Source organism: Massilia agrisoli (assembly GCF_020831365.1).
GTDB classification, from domain to species: domain Bacteria; phylum Pseudomonadota; class Gammaproteobacteria; order Burkholderiales; family Burkholderiaceae_D; genus Telluria_A; species Telluria_A agrisoli.
Genome location: NZ_JAJHPV010000013.1, coordinates 409,790 through 428,857, shown reverse-complemented (window position 1 = coordinate 428,857; position 19,068 = coordinate 409,790). Strand labels below are relative to the sequence as shown.

Below are 19,068 nucleotides of genomic sequence, written 5' to 3'. Positions count from 1 at the left end.
GTTAAGCGTTGTAATGGCCGAAGACGCGGATGGTCCCCGCGACAATATTCCCGGTATTCGCAAGGATGCGGAACCCCGATACGATGGACGCCGCGATGTATCCGTACATTTCATCGCGACCAAGCCACCCAGGGGTGGCGGTATTCTGGCAAACGGTGCGTACATCGATTTTGGACAGTGTTGTGGCGTCGTTAACGTTATCGATCGTGACTGTGCCAGACATACCCCTCCCAGTTGCTAAGACATTGCCGGGCGACACCGGAACGGAGTTACCGGTTCCGGTAGTGACTGATCCTCCCAAGGCGGTTGTATATGAACCCGTCGTCGCGTCCGCTGCGCCAGCCACGGCGGCCCGAAGGGATACGAAAGAGTCGACCGAGGTTTTGATTCCCTGAAAATCGATCGTGTACTTATCGAAGCCAGAAGAGAACAGCGAGAGGAAATCGATATTGGCCACTGGCGTCCCAACTGTGACCGTCATCAGCTCTTCGACCGAGCCCCCCAAAGCCCGTCCGCTGGTACGTAAAATCGAGACACGTACGACCCCGCCGCCTTCGCCTACGACGTCCAGTGCATCACCTGGTGCGGCCTGATAGTTTTTGCCGCCTTGGACAATGATGTTTGCGTTATTGGTGATGATCGGTGCGCCATCGATCACAATTCGCCGGCGACGGCCCTGCCCGAGCGTAAATGCCGTGACAGCGACGGATCCGGTCATATGTCCGAAATTACCATTTACCCCATCGAGATTGACGGTGGCCGCGCTGACGACCGGATCAAACTCGAGTTCATTAATGATGCCGGTCCCGCTATGGATGGTCGTCAATGCCACCGTCCATGCCGCCCTTGTCGGAAACACTCCTGCCGTCGCGCTGCCGGTGCTAGTAACAAATACCGTCATCGCGCCCGTGCCGGCCGTGAAGGCTGTAAGTGTTCCACTCATCCAGTCGCGCGGGTCTGCAGTTGACGCGATCACGACTTGCTGGCCAACGCTGAAGGTCTTGCCGGTCTGTGCCAAGGTCAAGGATTTGCTGCCGGTGCCGACCCCGAGAGAAGTGGTCGATGTCGCAGCTGTGCTGGCGACAACGACGGCATTCGCAGCGGCCGTCTCTGCAAGCGCTCGTTCTTCGGCTGCACTGGCGGCGCTGGTCGCCGCCTGTATCGCATTGCTTAGCGCACTCTCCGCGACCGCAACAAGCTCGCCATTGAACTTTTCCGACATATGCGACCCGAACGCGTACGCCTTGGCGTTGTAGGTGCCTTCAGCACGATCGGCCAAGGCCGGGAACGGAGGTGTGTCCGTCATAGTCGGTACCGGTGTAATTGCCATCAGATATTTCCTTCGATCTTTAGATTGATAGACGTGGTTCCGGCGCTATCGGCACGGATGCTTCCAGAAACAAATCCGAGCGTGTTGAGGTACCCATAGCGCGGCAAGCCGCTTGCCTCGAACGGCACGGCCACTTCCATGATTTCGCCAAGGATGGCGTCGGCATACATCGCCTGGTCGGCATCGATCACCACGCTACAGTTAACATTCCGGCTACTGGTACGCTTGACGATCTCGTATGTGCCGTCAAGGTTATATTTACGGAACGTGTAGCTCTTGCGGTCAGACTCAGCGCCGTATTCCGCTCCGCCCCCGGTTCCATCCCCGATGAACTGGCGCCAGTCGCCTACCTTGATCGTCCCGATGGCGACGCGCTTCCCTGGGTCAGAAGAAACGGTGATCGTCACCTCAGCATCTGGCGCGAGCGGAATGTCGTCAAAAGACATTTGCACCGTCGGCACAAGTGGGGAGAACAGTAGTTCGTAGAATCCAGAAGCCTGGCTATACAAGTCGCCGCTCCAGGACCGAACCACAGCTCCGCCAGGCGAGTCTTTGACGGTGGCGCTGTACGTGGCGCCCTCCATGCCATAAACCGCTAGGCCGTTCAAAAACCCCGGTTGAAACACATACGTGATCGACCCGGTGGCCAACGCCTTCGTATTGGTGTAATCATCGAACGGCGCCATGCGATTCGTCGGCCGCACCCGGTACCAGTAAACCGAATCGACATCAGGCTTTTCGGTGCGTCCGGTATGGGCGAGCTTGCATCCCCAAACGGAATCGCCGTACGTGCGCTGATTGGCTGCCTCATAGGTCCCACCAGAAACCCACGCCACCTCACCCATTGCGACATCCGTTTCAGGGATCGTTGTCCCGGCTTTGAGCATGCTTGCGGTGATCTCGACGGGCACCATTACTCGTGCACTTGCTGTCATCACACCGCCTCCGAGCGCATGGCATTGCCGCCCTCTGTAACACTGTCGAACTGATCCGCAAGCTGGCTGGAGCTGCTCGCAATTTCTCCCGCCGCTTCAGCCGTTAGCTGAGCCGCTGACGTCAGGCGCTCCACCTGCTGGCGCAGCAAGCGCACTTCAGTCACAAGCGCATCCGCGTTCGCGACAGGGTTCGCAAGACGGGCCATCAGCGCCCGGTTATCCGCGGCCGGGATGATCCGTTCGCCCTCGTGCGCGAGAATCGGCATGGTCGCCGGTAGGTAATTCGTACCAACCGCGAAGCCGCGCAGCTTTTTCTTATACTCGTCGGACTGCATCATCATTTCCCGCGCGGACTGTACAGACATGCCGGCGCCAATAGCCTTGGTCCAGTACGCAACCCCGGCGGCATCGCCAGTGCGGCCAAGCAGCGACTGGTACAGCCCTTGGGCCTTCGCTTCTGGAGAATTCTTGATTGCATTCACGACAGCGGTGATCGATGCCCCATTCGCTACTTTGTCTTGGAAGAACTCCATCCCAGCCGCGTCCGGAGCACGGCCAAGGGCCGACTTGTAGGCGCCGTTAATGGCCGCGGCCGAACTTACAAGCTCGTTCTGTTGAGCAGCCAAAATGGCCGCGCGAACGCCTTCGATAGCCTGGATCATCGTCAGGCCGTTCGTGTCGATGCCTTTCAGAACATCGATCTCCGCCTGAGTCGTGCGAAGCATCTCTTCTATAGCACTCAGCGCCTTTTCGTCGACCGAAAGGGCGTTGTCGGCGACGCTGCCTAGGGCAGCAATATCGTTCTGCGTAATGTAGAAGTCGCGTGCGTACTCCTCGTAACTGGAGAACATGCTCGACGCGTCTTGGCTCAGCACGCTGAGAGCCTTCGAAAGACGATCAGCGTCAGGCAGTGCACCAGACTTCGCGGAGGACAGGGCAGCGCGGACCTGCGCCTGGGCGCGCTTCCGATCCGCCATTTCGTTACCCTGTATCGTCATGCTATCCAAGGTCGACCGGATCGCGTCGGACAGTGCCTTCTCCTTGGCAATGCGCGCGGTGAGAGTGTCAATGCTGCCCTGCGCAACGCGCTGCATTACAGCGAACGCGTCGTCCACACCGCCGAGCAGGCCGGCTGCCGACGAGCGCATTGCAGCTGCCTGGTCGATCACAGCGACCGTTTGGGTTTCAACCGCAGCTGCCGCTGCAGTTGTAGCGGGCACCAGAGCCGCAAACGCCTGGTTCATGCCGAGCAGCGCTGCCACCGCTGGTGCGCCGGCCTCGCCCAGCGCCGTATTCGCCTCCACCATGGCGCGGAACTCTTCGCGGGTAGTCGGTAGTGCCAACCCAACAGCGCCGAGCGCCTCACTCATCTGCTTGAGCGAGCTGGCCGACTTTTCCTGTTCGCTGTAGAAGCTATCGCGGTATGACGAAGCTGCAGCCGACAATGCGCCGATCCCGCCAGAGGCCTTGATCAATGCCGAAACTGCGCTGTCGCTGAGATCGCCGAAACCAACCAGGGTATCTCCCATCGCCTTCAGGGCTGCCTTTGTAGCGTTGATGTTGTCGACCACCGACGCGAGTTGTTCGATTGTTGCCCCTTCGCCCAGCCCGTCCAACATTGCGGTCGCCCATGTCGGCAAGCCAATTCCGTCCAGCGCCGTGCGGACCGAGCTAGTCAGGGCAGAAAGGTATTGCGCCTGACCGGCGCTGCCGTCGGCAAATTCCTTGGGCGCCCAGCGGCTGGTGCGCGTGTCTTGCCAGTTGACCACCTGCTGGCCCATCTTCTCGATAAGCAGCGCGCCCCATGCGCCGTCCTTGCTGGTGTCGTCAGCGAACGCCGTCGCGGCAGTGTAGCCTGCAGTCTTTCCGAAGGAGGTTGCGGTGCTGTCGAGAATCTTGACGATTCCGGACGCCAGCCCTGCCGTCATTTCCTCGGTGGCTTTCGATGCTACGGTTCCCTGGAAATTCAGCGACTCGGCGCGAATTGTGGTCACTCCATCTGCCGTCGCACGCGACGCGCCACCGGTGTGCAGCGTCCCGGACGTGTCCAGCTTCTTCCAGATCGCCACAGCTGCTGCGATACCGAGCGCGATCGGCGCCAGCGCGCCCACAATCATCCCTGCGCCGGACAAGCCTCCAGCCAGAGTCCCAGTGCCGACGAGCGAAGCGCCCGCCGTCAGGGACCCGCCCAGCGTCGTAGCGCCCGTCAGCCAGCCAGCGCCGGCGGCAATCGAGCCCGAAAGGCCGCCAGCGCCCAACATTCCGCCCGCGATCGACCCGACCGCGCTGCTGCCCGATGATCCGGCGGCCGCTTGCGCCATTGAAGGCATGAACGCGCTGGCCAAGGCGCCGGACACCGGAGCCATAATGCCTGAAATGGTCGGCTGCAGGATCAGCGTCTTGAACATGTTCTTCGCAGTGTCGCGAAGGTTCTCCAAGAACCCTTTGCCGCTTTCGAAGCCGCGCATCAGCGCGTCGGACAGGTTATGCTCGATGGAGTCGGCCATGCGCTTGGAGTCACTGATCATCTCGTCGTTCGCGCGCTTACCCGCCTCCAACCCTTCGCGCAAGCCGATTGCCGCTGCGCTTCGCTTCTTCGCGCTGATCAGCCGCTCGAGCGTTTCAACTGCCGCGATCTCCTTTTCGGTAACGGCGATTGAAGAGTACTGCGCACGTTGCCCTTCCAGGCGCGCCACCTCCAGCTCGGCGATTGCGCTCGTCGTCATGCCGAACGTGCGCGCGAGTTCTTCGTTCTTCGTCGCTTCTTCTACCGCGTCGTCAATCATTTTTGCCGCCGCTTCCTGTCGATCGCCAAGCAGCTTCTCCGCCTCTTCACGCGCCCGATTAGTAATCTTCTGGGCTTCGATCAATTTCAAGTTGACGTCCAGCTCGGCGATCCGTTGCTCATGCGCTGCTTTCTCGACCGGCGAGAGTTTGAGCTTGCCTGTGAGCAGCCGTTCAGTCAGGTCTGCCTGGAGCTTCTCGGCTTCGTTCAGTGGCGCCAGGCCGGCAAGCTCACGCTCAGTCTCGGCGACGCGACCCTTGATTGAGCTGGTGAGCGCCATATATGCTTCTTGCTGGCGTTGCACAGCTGCCGCAGCGGCCTTCGCAGCCGCCTCGCCCTTCAGGAAGGCGGCAGCTTTATCTGCAGCGGTCTTCGCCTCTGCTGCTCTGGTTTCTGCTGCGGCCTTGTCCGCAGAGGCTTTGGCCTGCGCGGCTGCCTTCGCTGAAGCGGTGCTCGCGATGAGGCTATCAATATCGTTCTGCTTACTCGCAATCTCCGCGTCCCACGCGCCCTCACTACCCCATAGCAACCATCCAAGCACTGGAACGGCGTCCTTGGCGTTTAGCTGGTAGTTCTTCAGTACCTCGAGTTCGCCTTTAAGGTTCCTCAGTTTGACTTCCGCGCTTGAGAACTCGTCCGTAAAGGCATGGGTCATCGCACCACCAATGCCAATCAACGCCGCGCTAAGCAAGCCAGACTCGACATATGCATTTGTCATCGCAGTTGCGATCTGGGTCAACGCAGGGAGCATGTCAGCGGCGATCTTGTTTTTGGCGCCCTCGACAGCAGTACCCATTTCTGCCATCGTGTCGTTGAATTCGTCCGCACGATCCGCCATCTCCTGCGTCATTCCGGAAAGCTCACTGCCACGGTCCACCATCTGGCGGATTTTTTCTCCGCCTTCAGACAGCAACGGCGCAGCAGATTCCCAGCTTTTGCCCAGCGCAGCAGCGCCAAGCGCAGCGCGCGTTTGCGGATCGTCGATCGCCGTGAAGACGTCGGCCAGCTGCTCGAAGGCTTCAAGCGGGTCCTTGGCAGTGATGCCGAGCTTTGCAAACCGCTCCGCATCCTTGCCCATTGCGACAGAAAGCTTATTAATCGAATCGGCAATACCCTCTAGGTCCCCGCCAGACTGCTGGGCAGCCAGCTTGAGACCTGAAAGGTTCGCCAGCGTGACGCCAGTTGTCTTGCTCAAGTCGTTGAGGTTGTCAGCGGCGTCGATCGAACCCTGGATCATTCCGATGAAAGCGCCGGCGCCGACACCGGCCACCGTGAGTTGGGCCAGGTCGGAGACTGTAGACTTGAGACCGCCGATGTGCGACTGGATAGCGGACATCTGGCTGCCAAGCTTTTGGAACGAGCTGTCATTGACCCTCTTGAGCGAAGCACCGACGCTGTCGATGTCCTTCTTCGACGAGGCCGCGCCGTCCACGCCAAGGGAGATGACTGCCCTTCCTGCTCTTGGTGTAAATGCCATGCGCGCCTTTCCTCGTTATCGCCGCTGCGCCCACTCGTCAAGCGAGGCGTGTTCCATCATTTGAATCAACCCGAACAGCCGCTCCTGGACCTTCGGGCGCCGGATGCCACGCATCCTCATGCATACTTCGACACCGGTGTAGTTCAGCCCCGCCGCACCCTGCACATCCCGCGTCCACTGCGTCTGAACCGCCAGCCAGAGATCGAAAGCTTCTTCGTTCTCTGGCCATAACCAGAACTCGTCGTCGTCAAGGACAACTTCTTCTTCGGCATACAGGCCGAGTGCAGCCAGGGCGGAGTTGATCTGGTCAACAGCGTTGGGACCGTTATCGTCCCGCAGCGTCAACTGGCCACGCGCCATCAGGCGCGCAGCCTCGATCAGTTTTTTGGTGCTGCGCCGACCGCCTTCAGGTATGCCTGGTAGCAAACGCTATGCAGGCCGGCATGCTCATTGAGCATTTCGTCGAAGTTCGAGACGCTGTATTCCATCTCTTTGCCCTCTTCGTCGAGCATGCCTTCCCAGCCTTCGGTCACGTTGAACAGGAAGTCCTTCACGGAGCCGTTCTTGTCCTTCAATTCCTTGTCGATCTGGGCTTGCGTCAGCCGCTTGCACTTGAGCTTGAAGCTGAAGTCGACGTCTTCGCCGGATTCGCCGGTGAGCTTGCCGCGCACGTCGACGGGGAGCTTGTTGCGTTTAACGAGTTTGAGTGCCATGCTTTTTTCTTTCGATATGAGAGGTGAAAAACACCGCCACCCTTACTGGGTGACGATCTTCCATTCGTCGTTGCCGGTGCCGGCTGCGGACGGCACGAACCGAACGTCGAAGCCGATCAGGCGCTTCCCGTTCAGCTCCGCCTTCTTCGGCGACAGCAGCTGGGCGGCCGGGGCGAAGATGATGATCTTGTTGCCGGCGGCTGTGCCAATCGTGAACGCCAGGCTCTGGGTGGTGTTGGCCTTCACGATGGACATCAGCGCAACTTCCTGCGTCGCGGTCAGCTCCAGCTCGATCGAGCCGGTCGATTCGCGATCGGTGATGTCGACGGTTTCGCTGCTGAGCATCGGGGTGAAATTCACCACGTTGCCGAAGTTCAGCTCAAGACCAGTGCTGGAGTAGACGGTGCCGCCCGTGATGGCGCCTGCGGCGTAAGTGCCGCCGAGCGTGATATCGATCACGTTGGCCTTGGTCATCGCAACCGGCTTCTTCCAAGGCGTGTAGGTCGCCGAGGTCGTTGCTTCGCTCACGCCGCCGTCGAGGCCGACGAACTCGAACTTGAGCAACGGGCGGTCGCCAACGCGTGCGGAGAGCGTGCAGTTACCCATAACACCGAGCAGCTTGTGGAGCACGCCGTCGTCGTAGTAATACTGGGTAAGGGTCTTCAGGGCAGCCGAAACCGGGCTGTATTCGACCCGCGCCGGCGTGGCCAGCACGCCCTCGCCAGCGGCGCAACCGAGCAGCAGCGCTCCCCAGGCCGGTGCGGTACCGGCGGTGCCCGAGCCTGCCAGTTCGACAGAGAAGCCCACCTTGACGCTGGCCGGGCCGACCAGCTGTTCGCTGCCGCCGAAGTAGCCGCGGATCAGGTTGCGGCCAATGTTTTGCGCGTCGAGCGGCGTGATGCTCATCTCGCTGACCAGGACAGCGTTGGCGGCACCGGTCGGCGCCGCGTCCACACCCGCAGTGGTTTCCGGCTTGGACGTAATGATGGTATTTTTGATGTAGCGTGGCATGACTTATTCCTCGGTAATGAGCTGGGTTTCCGCCTGTGCTTCAGCTGGTGGCTCGTTCGACACCCATCCGGCGTCAGTCCACTTCCACGAGCCGCCGCCAGGCAGAGGCGGGATTTCCGTCGGCACCGCGCCGTCCGGGGCAATTTGATCTTTATTCATGCATCAGTCCAATGTCAGGTTGCTGGTTCGGTGCTGTACGTTGTAGCTGAGGCGAACCCACCCGGTTCGCTTGGCTTCGGCTGTGTTTTCCGCCTCGACACCTGCAATCGCAATGTCGTCAACAAGCCCATTCAAGGTCGAGTCCTGTGCGAGCCGCTCGTAGACCCGTTTGAACACTGGGTCGACCGCGAGATCACCTTCATCCGACATGCTGCGCGAGTAGCACTCGACGTATACGCGCGTTGACCAGTCGATCGGCGCGCCGTGAATCGCACCGCTGTCGGGCAGCGCGCTCGCGAAGAAGACGTTGACCGCCTCGTCCTTCTGGTCGGGAACGTCGCGGACCCGCGCCCGATAGATCGCGTCGCACACTGCCGGGTCGGCATTGAGCGCTTGAACCACGGCCGCAACGATCTTTGAAAATGCTGTACTCATTGCGTGCGATCGACAATCAAAACGGTCAGGCCGGTGCCATCAGGCTCGGCCGCGGCAACCATATACGGCGTGCCGTCAATGTCGATTCGGGTATCGATCGGGTCGTTCGTAACGGCAGCCGAGGAAACCGTCACCGTGGGCCGGGAATCCGCTGCCCCGATACCAAGGGCGACGCCCTGGGCTGGATTGCGAAAGATGCCAGGCACATCCTCGCCGCCGATTAATACCCGTGCGTTGGCCAGGTGCTGGAGCACGCTGGCGTTCGCGAGGGCTTGGAAGGCGGCGAAGGACATGTCGAGCTTCGGTTAGCGGACGACGCCGTCGAGCAGCACGCGCGCGGTGGTGTCGCTGCCGCCTTTCGCCGCGGTCAGGCAGCCGACCAGGGCGTTGGTGCCAACCGTCACGGTGAGGCGGCGGTTGGTGTTGTCCCAGTAGATCTTGGCGCCCTGCGCGCCCACATCTGCCGTAAGCGCGGTGATATCGAATACGCCAGTGCGATCGATCTCGACCACTGCACCGCTTGCGGCATCGCCCGTGGCGACGCCGAACAACGCGCCGACCAGCACACCTTGGCCGCTGGTCACCGCGTACGGTGCGACGACGCTGAGTACGCCGCCCTTTTGCACTTTGTTTTTCATGTTCCTGTCCTGTCAGTTCGTTAAGGTTTGCGTTCTGGCTATGGCAGCTGGCGGGTTATACGCCTGCGCCCTTGTACAGGCCGCGGTGGTCGACAGCCTTGGCGGCGAAATCGAGGCGGCACTTCCAGGTGACACCATCCGTTTCGAAGCCGTTCTGGCTGTCGATGACCGGGCCTTCAGCGCCGTCCAGGTAGCAATACTCGACGGTGTCGATCTGGCTGTTGTTGCTGGCCAGGTACCATTCCTTGTCGCTGATGGCGTCCAGGATCGGTTCGACGATCGGCTCTACAGCCGTGCGGCCGCCAGCGCGGAATTCGTTCACGTCGCTCTGCTTGGCTGGGACGTAGTTCGAACTGGTCAGCTGGTATGCGTCCTGCTCCAGCGAGGCCGGTACCAGCAGGAAGTTCGGCGCCAGGTTCAGCTCTTCGCCTTGCAGACCTTTCTGCAGGCGCATGGCGGTGCGGCCGGATTTCAGAGCGCTCATCTGCAGCGCGGAACCAGCGCCGGTGCCGAGGTTGCCGTGGGTTGCGTGGAACAGCGCAACCGTGTCGCCCATTACCGGGTTGGCGGTTAGCTGGCTGTAGACCAGGCGGTTCTCCAGGCGGCTCGAGCTCGCGCCGAACGCGGTGACCATGCGCTCGAAGGCACGGAGGTCATCATTGATAATCGCCTGGCGGGTCAGTGCAATCATGCGGCCATAGGTCACCAGCGCATAGCTGGCGCCTGCGTCCTTCATGGTGCCGTACGTGAACTCGCCGTGCTCGTTGGTCTTGAGCAGGTCGGGCGCACCGGACAGCTGGACCACGCTGATGTTCTTGAAGTCAGGTGCATTCGGCGCGCGGCGGGCCCATTGGGTATAGGTGCCAACGTTTTCTTCGTATGCTGCACGCATACGCTTGTTCGCAACGTTCGCGAACAGCGAAGCGAAGTCGCTCGTGCTGTGCATGCCGGAGCGGTAGTGCAGCATTTCGGTCGCCAGGCGCATGCGGTCCATACCGCGGGTCTGTACGCCACGCGATTCGAGGAACTCGCGGCCAATCTCCAGCAAGCTCATGCCCCGATATTGGCGGCCGTTGTCGGTCAGCGCCGATGCGGCGTGGATGCGATGCATCATCGCTTCTTCGATGCCGGCAATGCGGATCTGGTGCTCATCGCTAGCAACCTCGATGCGCACGTTCTGGTGGCCACCGGCGGCAGAGGTACCGCGCGCCAGTTCTTCCAGGACGGCGGCGCGGGCGTGGTCGACGGAGTTGCCGCCGCGGATAAGGCCGGCGGCGAGCTGGCCCACACCGTGTCGGGTGCAGATTTCCGTGATGTCGGCGGCGCGGGCAGCGGCTTCAGTGGCAGCGGCAGCAGCGTCGGCTGCGGCGGCGGGTGCCGGGGCAGTAGGTGCCGCGGTGCGGGTTGCTTCGATTGGCGCGGCGTTCGGTGCGGCTGCGCCCGGTTGATGTTCAGCGGTTGGCATAGTGTTTCCCTGTGAATTTGAAATGGACTGGGCGGGCGCCCGGGTGGTGAACTCGCACGGCGCGCCGTTCGAGGGTTGCTGGCGCGTGCCGGCATCGGCGTCCGCACCAACGGTGACGAAGCTGATTTCGTTTGGCTGCCAGGCTACTGCGGTGTACAGCGGAATCGTGCCGCCGTCGTCGCGCTGGTGCGCGGGGGTAATCTGGTACTTCTTGACCGAATAGCCGAAGCTGATGGCGCGGATGATTCCCGCTTTGATATCCGCGACGATGCCAGCCATTTCCGGGCGGGTCGACAACTTGAGCGTGGCGCGGCCTTCGCCGTCCGCAATCGTTGCGCTAACTGCGATGCCGAGGATGGCAGCAACGCCACCATGCACGCGGTGCCCATCGAGGACCTGCACAGTGCCGGCGTCGAACCGCGACATGTCCACTGCCGCAGGCGTTACTTCCAGCGCCTCGTCGTAGTAGGTGTCGTTCCAGTAGTCGTAACGGCGAACGCTTGCGCCCGTGGTCCATACCACGTCGATCGTGTTGGCTGCTTCGTTATAGGTGGTCGGCACCAGCTCCGCGGCGCGGTTCATCGCCGGCATTTCGCGGGTACCTGCTTCGGATGCGCCTGCTTTCGGCGGAGTGGTTTTTGTCGTCATGCCCACATTGTGTGGAAATGACTGTCTCAATTCTCGGAAAATTGAGACGATTTTCAAGAGCCCGTTAAATCGTCATGCCGGACGCTTGATGAAGTGGATGGTACGGTAGTCAACACTCCCGTCAGCACAGACGAAACGGAAAGTGTACGAGTTCGCCGCACCGTCTGACTCGTCGAGGCCTGTGATCCATACGCACACTACCGTGCCCTGGATGAAGGCGTCGCCGTCGGGCTGAATGCCAACGCCGGTACCGCCAACTTCTTGCAGCGACGTGCCGGCCTCGTTTAACCAGGCCGCCAAATCCCAGCCGTAAAGCAGCCGTGCCGCCGGGGTCTTGAGGATCGTCGTTTTGCCGTCCTTGACGAAGAAGGTTTCGAGGTTCATGTCCGTGCTCCAGAATTATTGTTTGCGATCGCGGTGAACGCGGCGTTCGGGGTTGGCGCGCAGGGTCCGGCGTTCGGGGTTGGCGCGCAGGATCCGGCGCTCTGCGGGGCCGCGGTAAATCCGCGAGTCCGGGAGGTCGATAAGGATGGGCGCGGAAGTGCTGCTATAGCCGCTAAAGTTCTGCTGTGCCATCGCGCCAGCTGCGACGCGGTGTCGCTGCAATACCGCTGCAGCGCCGTTGGCGCCTACCTGGGCCGCGCCTTCGCCTGCCAGGCGGTGATGCTGCTTAGTCGCTGCGGTGGTGGTGGCATTCGCCTGGCTGCCGGTGCTGCCTGCGAGCATGTGCCGAACAGCTCCCAGCGTCGCGATGCTCGACGTGTTGGCCTGTGAAGTGGCGGGGCCGGTCGCGCGATGGTGCTGTGACACCGCTACCGCGGTGCTGGCGCCGGCCTGGCTCGACCCTGCGCCCGTCATCCGATGACGCTGGCCAACAGCCGCGACGCTCGACGCGTTGCCTTGTGAGGCAGTACTGCCGCCCATTTGGTGGCGCTGGTGCGTTGCACCCAGATTGGTTTCGTTCTGCTGCGCGGCCTGGGCGCCAATTAGCGCGTGGCGATTCGGCACGGCCGCGGCCGAATCGAACGCGCTGCCGTCAAACGCGCCGCTGTCGAAAGCGACGGCCACGCTACAGGGACTCTGCTAGTCGGAACAGCTCGCGCATTTCTTCAGGCGTCTTGCCCAAGCCGGCGCCGAGCTGCAGCGCAAGTTCGTTATCAGAATAGAAGCGCGGCGAGTGATGCCAGCCATCCTTCAACTCCTGGCTGTCGCTGGACGCCACCGCATCTTCGACCTGCTGCCGCAACCCGCTGGCATTCAACGCTTTTCGTATCTGCCACGCCGACACGTCGATGCGCTGCATCGGTGGAGCCTCATCCGAGATGGTCTCAGGCCCGTTACCCTCCCTCAGCCATTCAACATAGGAAGCATACTCGGCGGTGCGATCATCCTGGGGGACTTCGACACCATCTCTACGCAAGGTGCCGCTCGGTTCGGAAATGGTGTACATGGTTAATTGTCCGTTTCGATGTACAGACCAACAATGTCCTGCTCTACCGCCAGCGCTGTCGGGCCATTGTTGCGCCAAAACTGAGGTGCTAGCAGCTTGGTATCGGTCGGCAGGTTGGTGCTGATCGTACCTGATGCCATATGCCCGGTATTCAACCGGGTCACTTGCCAGCCCACTTCAGCAGAGGCCGGGGCAGAAAACAACGCCAGTTCATAGACATCGGCACTCAGCGTGTGGTCGGGGAAGTTGGGCCCAAGGTCGACTTTCGTAGCAACGCCCGATGCATCGTTGTGCATGATTTGCAGGTTGGCGTCGCCTGAGTCCGTACCTACACCGATGATGTTGATCAGGCTCGATGGGTCCACATTGGCGATCTTCGTCGTGACACCGGTCATGCCGACGAACGAGCGCGCACCTGCAACTGTCGCTTGATCGGAACAGCCGAAGCGATACACCGCGAGAAAACCCCCAACACCTACTGTATCGAGCAGGTAGCCCCGGCACCACTGCAGCGGAACCTGAAGCGATCCGCACGAGCTGCCTGCTGCTGCTGCGCTGACCGAGCCAATACGACGCAAGGAAGTGAGCAGACTCCCTCCTGCCACGTTGCGCTGGGTAGCGGTGGTGGTCGATGGGGCATGTGTGGTGCCGACCAGGGCGATACCAGTGTTGTTGCCAGATGGGGACCACAACATTACCTTGTTGCGCGCTAAAGAGGCTTGGAGAATTGCGCCCATGCCATCAGCCGCGCGATACGATGGCATGCCGTGGTTCGCCAACGTCCGCCCATGCAGCAAGATTTTGCCAGCAGCAGGTATGGCCAGCCCAGCAGTGCCAGCGGCGAATTCAAGGCCGCCCGAGTCTACTACATGGTTGGCATTCCAGTCGTCGCCGCCCACCTTGGCAGGATCAGAACTTGGACCTGCAGTGGATGTCTTCGCATGCTTCAACATGGCTTAGGTCGGCTGGTTCGATGTATAGACCAGGGGCGGGAAGTCCACCGGGTTGCCACTGGTGATCGCCTGATTACTGGTTTCGTCGGTAACCCACAGGACCTTGGCCGCGCCGTCGGTGAACGCGATGTGAAGATCAGGCGACCCAGCTGCCGACGCGGTCGCGTCCGCCGATTTGGCCGCAGTGGTCAGGGTGCGATTGCTGCCAGCTGATGCCAGCGTGAAGTCGCCCGACGCCATCGTGGCTTCGGCCAGCTTGTTTCCGGTCACGGTGGCATAGCTGTCCCCAGCTGCGTAGGCCGAAATCAACAGCATCTTGATTGCGCCATTTTTGATCGCGTTAAGCCCACCGTCTAAAACGTCGGCGTGAACGTGTTTTGCCATGATATTTTCCTTGTAAATTCGGGGCGCTCAGCCCATAAGTTCGGTCGGACGCTATTCGGACTTCCCGTCCGCGGGCGGCGTGGGGAGGTTCCCCTTCTGCATGAACAGCATTGTTTCGAGGATGCCTAATTGTTTCAACTTATCGAAGTCGGACTTCCACTCCGCCATAACGTCATCGGGGTTGTAGCCGCGCTGGCGCAACTTTTCGCTGAGTGTGGACAGGCCAGCTCCGATCTCCGCCTGGTCGGCCTTCACATCCTGTTCGGGATTGACGTAGTCCCACTTCGGCGGGCTGAAGTCGACTGATGTATCACGGCTCGTGATCTTCCCTGCAAGGAAGGCGGCTTCGATGAAGGCTGCATGGATCGGCACCAGCAGCTTCGGGATCAGCACCAGCCACTGCGTCTGCTGAACAGCGCGGCGGAAGTCCAGCAGGCGCACGCGCGCGCTGGAAAAGTTCACGCCACTCATGTCACCGGTCAGCATCTCGTACGGCACCCCGATGCCGGCTGCTATGAGATGAAGGTTGTACTTTACGTAATCTACGTACCCGGGCGCGGCCTTCGGCTCGACCACGGTGAAGTTCATCCCGGCCGGCATGCCGAAGATAGTGCCGCCACCCAGCTCGCCCAGGTCACGCGCGCCGGTTGCCTGCGCACCGCCGCCATCGCCGTGGGAAGCCGGATTTTCCATGGCGCTCATGTCGCCGCTGGCCAGCACGCTCAGGCGCGTCTCCAGGTTCTTGCGCGATAATTCGGCGTCCTCGTACAGCTGGAGGTCGCGCACCCTCGTGATGACCGGTGCAAAGCGCGTGAAGCCCCTGCCCTGCCCTGGGCGCTCCGCATTGAACAGGTGGATGATCTCCTTCGCCGGGACTCGCTTGCTCTGCGCCTTGCGCCCGCGCTTGGAGGACACGTCGCCGGGGTGCTGGTCCCACAGCCAGTAAGCAGCGACCGCGCCGAGCAGGTTGTATTCGATGCCCTGGACGATTTGATTGCCGTTGTAGGTGCCGTCCCGGGTATCGTCAAGCCAGTCGATTTCCAGCAATTGCAGCTGCAGCGGCACGGGCAGGTCGTCGGTGGGACGGCGCCAGCGCAGACGTACCATCACCTCGCCGTCCTGATCGATCGCGACACTGGCCGCTTTTGTCATGCCGAAGTAGTCGAGGCGGCCGTCCGCGTCGCAAACCTTGCTCCAGGCCGTGAACAGCGTGTTGATCGTTTCCTTTTCCCGACCGGTGGCGCGCGGCATGATGCCGGTGCCGACCGTAGCGGCGGCCAAGCCTTCCAGGCCGGCACGGATGTATGGTACGTTTTGCACCAGGGCGCGCGCTTTGATGCGCAGCGTGCGCGCGTCTTCCTGGTGATCGGCATTCGCGCTGGCGCCGGCGCGGCGCGGGCGCCATGGGTCACGCGGGCTGGCGGCCTCATATGCGCGGGCCAGCCGCTGCCGGTCGAAATAGCGAGCGATGCCCGCGCGCGGGCTGACCCAGCCGACGACCCGATCAAGAATGTTCGGCATCAGTCGCCCCTGGACGTGGTGAAGTTGAACCGGAATGTGGCCGGACCGCGGTTTGTCGCAGATGAGTTGACCACCCGCGAGACGTGGTTGCGCGCTTCGATCAGTGCGCCAGTCGATTGGTAGGTCATGCGCCGGCCGTCAAACTCCACCGACAAGGTGCCGGAGGCGATTGCGGCGTCTAGCGCGTCGAGGTCTTTGTGAGTGAGGGCCATGCCGCCAAGGGTAGCGACAAGACTGTCTCAATTCTCGGAAAACTGAGACGGTATTTTTTTCTCCCCGTCCTGCTTGATGATCCTGTACACGGTTGCGCGGCTGATATTGAGGCGCCGGGCGATTTCGGTGGCGTTGCGTCCGTTGAAGAGGACCAGCACTTCCCCAGCGATTCGCTCACGCTCAGCTATCGAGCGGCGCGGAATATAGGTCTCAATCCCGCTGAATTCCTTGCGCGTGCACTCCTTCATCTCGGACATCCGTTCCCGCATTTCCGGGAACTCGGAGACGATGTACTCGAAGATCGCGTCAACCAGGTCGGGGGTGAATAGCGATGGGGTCACCACTGCCTCCCTGATGGGCGGCGTGGCGTGTTCGTGGTGTGCGCGGGCTTCGGTGTTTGCCATGTGTCGGTTGGTTGCTGTTCTACTGGAGGAACTACGGGGTTTGCCAGCGTAGCGACGGGCGCGGCGGCGGCATCAGCGGTACCTGGCGCCGGTGGCTCCGCGAACAGGTCACGCGTCTGCGGGTCGACGAAGTCGCGCACCGACTTCCACTGCGCGGGCGTTTTCTTGTGCAGGCCAAGGTAGTGCGCCGCCGCTACGCTGTAGACCATCAGGTCGCCCGCCTCATTGCGATCGTTCTTCTTCTTTTCCCAGACCCGCACCTTGCGCCCGCGCTTGAACACGGTCACGCAGAATTCAGCGGTTAGCTGCTCGTAATACTCGGTGGGCAGGTCGGCAGGGAAATGGATGGCGCCCGGACCATTGGCGAGGTGGTAGCGCGCGGCGAGGTAATCCTTGGCGGTGTCAGTACCGATCAACCACAACTTGGCTCCATGGGGCACGCTCTTGCCCATCCAGTTGACGTCGACCAACGATGGCTTGGCGCTGAGGATAGGCTTGTTCAGGGTCGATGCGCCCTTGATCGCATACACGTGCCGGTGTTGGCGCGTCCGTGTGAAGTTATAGACATCGTGCGTATTGGCGCCGCCCGAGTCGATCAAGGTGGCTGAGATCGGCAGCATCCGGCCGCCGGCGTGCAGGTAGCGCGCGAGCAGCATCTCGTCGAGCCGGCCCCAGGTTGCCTGCTCGGTTGGCGGCGAGAAGATGATCTGGTAGTCGACGATCCACGCCTCGAGCCCTTCGCCCCAGCCGGTTACCTTCAGCTCCAAGCGATCAGGCTGCGTATCCACGGTCGCGGTGAGGATCAGCGCGCCCTTCGGCACCGTGCCGAGCTTGTACGGCTCAGCGCGCGCCTGCAGTTCGCTGGCCTTGGTCTGCTCTTTCTTGCGCTCCCACGAGCGCGCCAGGCGCGTGTTGTAGAACGTGATCATCAGTTCGTCACTGCCCTCGTCCAGCTTGGCCTTCGCCGCCTCATACTCGCGCAGCAGGCCCAGCCAGGAGAACCAGCCGTATGGCAGGAACATTCCGTTGATCGTGAAGCTTTCCGTCTCGCCGTCGCCGACTACGCCCTCCGACCAGGCGCCGCGCGCGAACATGCGCGTCTTGTCCGTTTCGTACATGCAGGCGCCGCACTCGCAGCACGGGTAGACCGCCTGGCCGGAGTCGTCCAGCTGCAGCCGTTCGAACACGAGCGGCTGAGCATGGCCGCAGTGCACGCAGTCGGCCAGCGCTTCATGCTGCGTGCCTTGCAGGTACAACGCCTCAATGATCGACGAGCCCTTGGTTTTCGGGGAGCTGGGGAAGTAGCTCTTGCGGTTGCGTTCGAAGGTGGTCTGGCGCGCCTCGGCCAGCGCGACCGGGTCGCCCTCCCCCTGCACGTTGCCTTCCGAACGGTCGACCTCATCGAACAGTACGTACCTAGCCGACAGTTCCGACAGGTTGGCAGCGGCGCCGGCGGTCACCACCGTCAGCGCGCCGCCGATGTATTCCTTGGTGTCGAGCGTGTTGATCGAATCGCGCGACCGCGGCGCGGCAACGCGCTCGGCCAACTCCGGTACCGCCTCAATGGTCTTGGCCACGCGCGCCGATGCACGCTTGGCCAGCTTCCCTGTCGGCAGGATCCACAGGAAGTTGGACGGCGACTGGTGCACGGTCGACCCGAACCAGTTCAGGCCCACCTGGGTCTTCAGCATCTGCGACGCGCCCATGACCGCCACGCGTTTGCACGGGTGGGCATTCGACAGCGCCCGCATGACCTGGCGCGCGTGCGGCGTGCGCGCACCGCGGTACTTGCCGTACTCGCTCGTGCCGGCGCTCTTCGGGATCACCATGTAACGCTCGGCCCACTCGTCCACGGTGAGGTTCGGGTCCGGCTCCAGGCCGCGCGCGAATGCCGGGCGGATGACTTCGGCAGCTGGCGCCAGTCCGATCATGCAGATACCTCGTCGACGGCCAGGCCCAGCTTAGCGCCCAACGAATGCGACATACTGTCGAGCAGGGCCCGGTGCTCGCGGTCGATCGCCACCTCGCACTCCTCGGCCGTCGATAAGGCCGCGACGTCAGCGGCGATACGGCGCGCACAGTTCGTCAACCCATCGCGCAGCGCGCGCGCAATCTCGAACAGCTGCGACTCGACGTCATCCTTCAGCAGGAACTTGCCGGCCATCTCCGCCTGTTTCATCTCGGCCAGCTGGGCCTCCGCCGCCTCGCGCCGGGCGCGGCTCGCGTCATAGCTAGGCACCTTGGTCAGCGGCTCCGCACCTCCCGCACCCGCCGGAGAAGCGGACGGCGCGCCATGGGCAATGCCGTCCTTGCGCTGGCCGTTGGCACGCGGCCTGGTGTGCTTCTGGTACAGGTGCGTCGCGTACTCCGGGTCGACCTTGCCATCGTCCACCGGGATCCCGCAGCGGGTGATGGCGTCGTACCCGGACTGGCGGGAGATGCCCAGCGTCTTGGCCCAGTCGGCGATAGTTGTCAGGTTCGGCATGTTTTTGTTGCTTGTAAGGTTATTTGTCAGGAAATACTTTTGGCACCCGCTAGTGCACTGAC

The 19,068-nt window shown here is 61.9% G+C and carries 21 protein-coding genes; all 21 read right to left on the bottom strand.

Annotated features, from left to right (window positions below; genetic code table 11):
- Position 1: 1 nt before the first annotated feature.
- A complete protein-coding gene (locus LMJ30_RS10910) occupies positions 2 to 1,330 on the bottom strand; it encodes a hypothetical protein (protein ID WP_229432377.1) in 1,329 nt (442 codons plus the stop codon).
- Complete coding sequence (locus LMJ30_RS10905; protein WP_229432376.1) at positions 1,330 to 2,265, bottom strand: hypothetical protein; 936 nt, start codon at positions 2,263 to 2,265, stop codon at positions 1,330 to 1,332. The genes LMJ30_RS10910 and LMJ30_RS10905 overlap by 1 nt, the downstream gene beginning before the upstream one ends.
- Positions 2,265 to 6,527 (bottom strand): DUF4214 domain-containing protein, encoded by a 4,263-nt coding sequence (locus tag LMJ30_RS10900; protein WP_229432375.1) that lies wholly within the window; start codon positions 6,525 to 6,527, stop codon positions 2,265 to 2,267. Before LMJ30_RS10900 ends, LMJ30_RS10905 begins: the two co-directional genes overlap by 1 nt.
- Before the next feature lie 15 nt (positions 6,528 to 6,542).
- Entirely contained in the window at positions 6,543 to 6,887 is a 345-nt protein-coding gene (locus tag LMJ30_RS10895) for a DUF1799 domain-containing protein (RefSeq protein ID WP_229432374.1), read from the bottom strand.
- A 17-nt stretch (positions 6,888 to 6,904) separates the two neighbouring features.
- Positions 6,905 to 7,240, bottom strand: a complete 336-nt coding sequence (locus LMJ30_RS10890) for a hypothetical protein (RefSeq protein ID WP_229432373.1) — start codon at positions 7,238 to 7,240, stop codon at positions 6,905 to 6,907.
- 42 nt (positions 7,241 to 7,282) lie between these two features.
- On the bottom strand, positions 7,283 to 8,251 hold the full coding sequence (locus tag LMJ30_RS10885; protein WP_229432372.1) for a phage tail tube protein: 969 nt from the start codon (positions 8,249 to 8,251) through the stop codon (positions 7,283 to 7,285).
- 3 nt (positions 8,252 to 8,254) lie between these two features.
- On the bottom strand, positions 8,255 to 8,410 hold the full coding sequence (locus LMJ30_RS10880; RefSeq protein WP_229432371.1) for a hypothetical protein: 156 nt from the start codon (positions 8,408 to 8,410) through the stop codon (positions 8,255 to 8,257).
- A gap of 3 nt (positions 8,411 to 8,413) precedes the next feature.
- A complete protein-coding gene (locus LMJ30_RS10875) occupies positions 8,414 to 8,845 on the bottom strand; it encodes a hypothetical protein (RefSeq protein WP_229432370.1) in 432 nt (143 codons plus the stop codon).
- Positions 8,842 to 9,138 carry a head-tail joining protein gene (locus LMJ30_RS10870; RefSeq protein WP_229432369.1) on the bottom strand — a complete coding sequence of 99 codons (297 nt, stop codon included), beginning with the start codon at positions 9,136 to 9,138 and terminating at the stop codon, positions 8,842 to 8,844. Before LMJ30_RS10870 ends, LMJ30_RS10875 begins: the two co-directional genes overlap by 4 nt.
- Before the next feature lie 12 nt (positions 9,139 to 9,150).
- Positions 9,151 to 9,483, bottom strand: a complete 333-nt coding sequence (locus LMJ30_RS10865) for a DUF2190 family protein (protein WP_229432368.1) — start codon at positions 9,481 to 9,483, stop codon at positions 9,151 to 9,153.
- A gap of 55 nt (positions 9,484 to 9,538) precedes the next feature.
- Positions 9,539 to 11,596: a prohead protease/major capsid protein fusion protein gene (locus tag LMJ30_RS10860; protein WP_229432367.1), complete on the bottom strand. Its 2,058-nt coding sequence runs from the start codon at positions 11,594 to 11,596 to the stop codon at positions 9,539 to 9,541.
- A gap of 72 nt (positions 11,597 to 11,668) precedes the next feature.
- A complete protein-coding gene (locus tag LMJ30_RS10855; RefSeq protein ID WP_229432366.1) occupies positions 11,669 to 11,980 on the bottom strand; it encodes a phage fiber-tail adaptor protein in 312 nt (103 codons plus the stop codon).
- 15 nt (positions 11,981 to 11,995) lie between these two features.
- A complete protein-coding gene (locus tag LMJ30_RS10850; RefSeq protein ID WP_229432365.1) occupies positions 11,996 to 12,664 on the bottom strand; it encodes a hypothetical protein in 669 nt (222 codons plus the stop codon).
- Between the two features lies 1 nt (position 12,665).
- Positions 12,666 to 13,046, bottom strand: coding sequence for a hypothetical protein (locus LMJ30_RS10845; protein ID WP_229432364.1), 381 nt, complete (start codon positions 13,044 to 13,046; stop codon positions 12,666 to 12,668).
- 2 nt (positions 13,047 to 13,048) lie between these two features.
- Complete coding sequence (locus LMJ30_RS10840) at positions 13,049 to 13,999, bottom strand: hypothetical protein (protein WP_229432363.1); 951 nt, start codon at positions 13,997 to 13,999, stop codon at positions 13,049 to 13,051.
- 3 nt (positions 14,000 to 14,002) lie between these two features.
- Complete coding sequence (locus LMJ30_RS10835; protein ID WP_229432362.1) at positions 14,003 to 14,383, bottom strand: hypothetical protein; 381 nt, start codon at positions 14,381 to 14,383, stop codon at positions 14,003 to 14,005.
- A 51-nt stretch (positions 14,384 to 14,434) separates the two neighbouring features.
- Positions 14,435 to 15,904, bottom strand: a complete 1,470-nt coding sequence (locus LMJ30_RS10830) for a phage portal protein (RefSeq protein ID WP_229432361.1) — start codon at positions 15,902 to 15,904, stop codon at positions 14,435 to 14,437.
- Positions 15,904 to 16,116 (bottom strand): phage head-tail joining protein, encoded by a 213-nt coding sequence (locus tag LMJ30_RS10825; protein ID WP_229432360.1) that lies wholly within the window; start codon positions 16,114 to 16,116, stop codon positions 15,904 to 15,906. The genes LMJ30_RS10830 and LMJ30_RS10825 overlap by 1 nt, the downstream gene beginning before the upstream one ends.
- A gap of 27 nt (positions 16,117 to 16,143) precedes the next feature.
- Complete coding sequence (locus tag LMJ30_RS10820; RefSeq protein WP_229432359.1) at positions 16,144 to 16,458, bottom strand: Mor transcription activator family protein; 315 nt, start codon at positions 16,456 to 16,458, stop codon at positions 16,144 to 16,146.
- A complete protein-coding gene (locus LMJ30_RS10815; RefSeq protein WP_229432358.1) occupies positions 16,455 to 18,452 on the bottom strand; it encodes a phage terminase large subunit family protein in 1,998 nt (665 codons plus the stop codon). Before LMJ30_RS10815 ends, LMJ30_RS10820 begins: the two co-directional genes overlap by 4 nt.
- Positions 18,449 to 19,006 (bottom strand): hypothetical protein, encoded by a 558-nt coding sequence (locus LMJ30_RS10810; RefSeq protein ID WP_229432357.1) that lies wholly within the window; start codon positions 19,004 to 19,006, stop codon positions 18,449 to 18,451. The genes LMJ30_RS10815 and LMJ30_RS10810 overlap by 4 nt, the downstream gene beginning before the upstream one ends.
- Positions 19,007 to 19,068 lie beyond the last annotated feature (62 nt).

Bases quoted from the DNA above. Each gene is read 5' to 3' on its own strand.
- LMJ30_RS10910 (WP_229432377.1), bottom strand. From the start codon at position 1,330: ATGGCAATTACACCGGTACCGACTATGACGGACACACCTCCGTTCCCG.
- LMJ30_RS10905 (WP_229432376.1), bottom strand. From the start codon at position 2,265: ATGACAGCAAGTGCACGAGTAATGGTGCCCGTCGAGATCACCGCAAGC.
- LMJ30_RS10900 (WP_229432375.1), bottom strand. From the start codon at position 6,527: ATGGCATTTACACCAAGAGCAGGAAGGGCAGTCATCTCCCTTGGCGTG.
- LMJ30_RS10895 (WP_229432374.1), bottom strand. From the start codon at position 6,887: ATGGCGCGTGGCCAGTTGACGCTGCGGGACGATAACGGTCCCAACGCT.
- LMJ30_RS10890 (WP_229432373.1), bottom strand. From the start codon at position 7,240: ATGGCACTCAAACTCGTTAAACGCAACAAGCTCCCCGTCGACGTGCGC.
- LMJ30_RS10885 (WP_229432372.1), bottom strand. From the start codon at position 8,251: ATGCCACGCTACATCAAAAATACCATCATTACGTCCAAGCCGGAAACC.
- LMJ30_RS10880 (WP_229432371.1), bottom strand. From the start codon at position 8,410: ATGAATAAAGATCAAATTGCCCCGGACGGCGCGGTGCCGACGGAAATC.
- LMJ30_RS10875 (WP_229432370.1), bottom strand. From the start codon at position 8,845: ATGAGTACAGCATTTTCAAAGATCGTTGCGGCCGTGGTTCAAGCGCTC.
- LMJ30_RS10870 (WP_229432369.1), bottom strand. From the start codon at position 9,138: ATGTCCTTCGCCGCCTTCCAAGCCCTCGCGAACGCCAGCGTGCTCCAG.
- LMJ30_RS10865 (WP_229432368.1), bottom strand. From the start codon at position 9,483: ATGAAAAACAAAGTGCAAAAGGGCGGCGTACTCAGCGTCGTCGCACCG.
- LMJ30_RS10860 (WP_229432367.1), bottom strand. From the start codon at position 11,596: ATGACGACAAAAACCACTCCGCCGAAAGCAGGCGCATCCGAAGCAGGT.
- LMJ30_RS10855 (WP_229432366.1), bottom strand. From the start codon at position 11,980: ATGAACCTCGAAACCTTCTTCGTCAAGGACGGCAAAACGACGATCCTC.
- LMJ30_RS10845 (WP_229432364.1), bottom strand. From the start codon at position 13,046: ATGTACACCATTTCCGAACCGAGCGGCACCTTGCGTAGAGATGGTGTC.
- LMJ30_RS10840 (WP_229432363.1), bottom strand. From the start codon at position 13,999: ATGTTGAAGCATGCGAAGACATCCACTGCAGGTCCAAGTTCTGATCCT.
- LMJ30_RS10835 (WP_229432362.1), bottom strand. From the start codon at position 14,383: ATGGCAAAACACGTTCACGCCGACGTTTTAGACGGTGGGCTTAACGCG.
- LMJ30_RS10830 (WP_229432361.1), bottom strand. From the start codon at position 15,904: ATGCCGAACATTCTTGATCGGGTCGTCGGCTGGGTCAGCCCGCGCGCG.
- LMJ30_RS10825 (WP_229432360.1), bottom strand. From the start codon at position 16,116: ATGGCCCTCACTCACAAAGACCTCGACGCGCTAGACGCCGCAATCGCC.
- LMJ30_RS10815 (WP_229432358.1), bottom strand. From the start codon at position 18,452: ATGATCGGACTGGCGCCAGCTGCCGAAGTCATCCGCCCGGCATTCGCG.
- LMJ30_RS10810 (WP_229432357.1), bottom strand. From the start codon at position 19,006: ATGCCGAACCTGACAACTATCGCCGACTGGGCCAAGACGCTGGGCATC.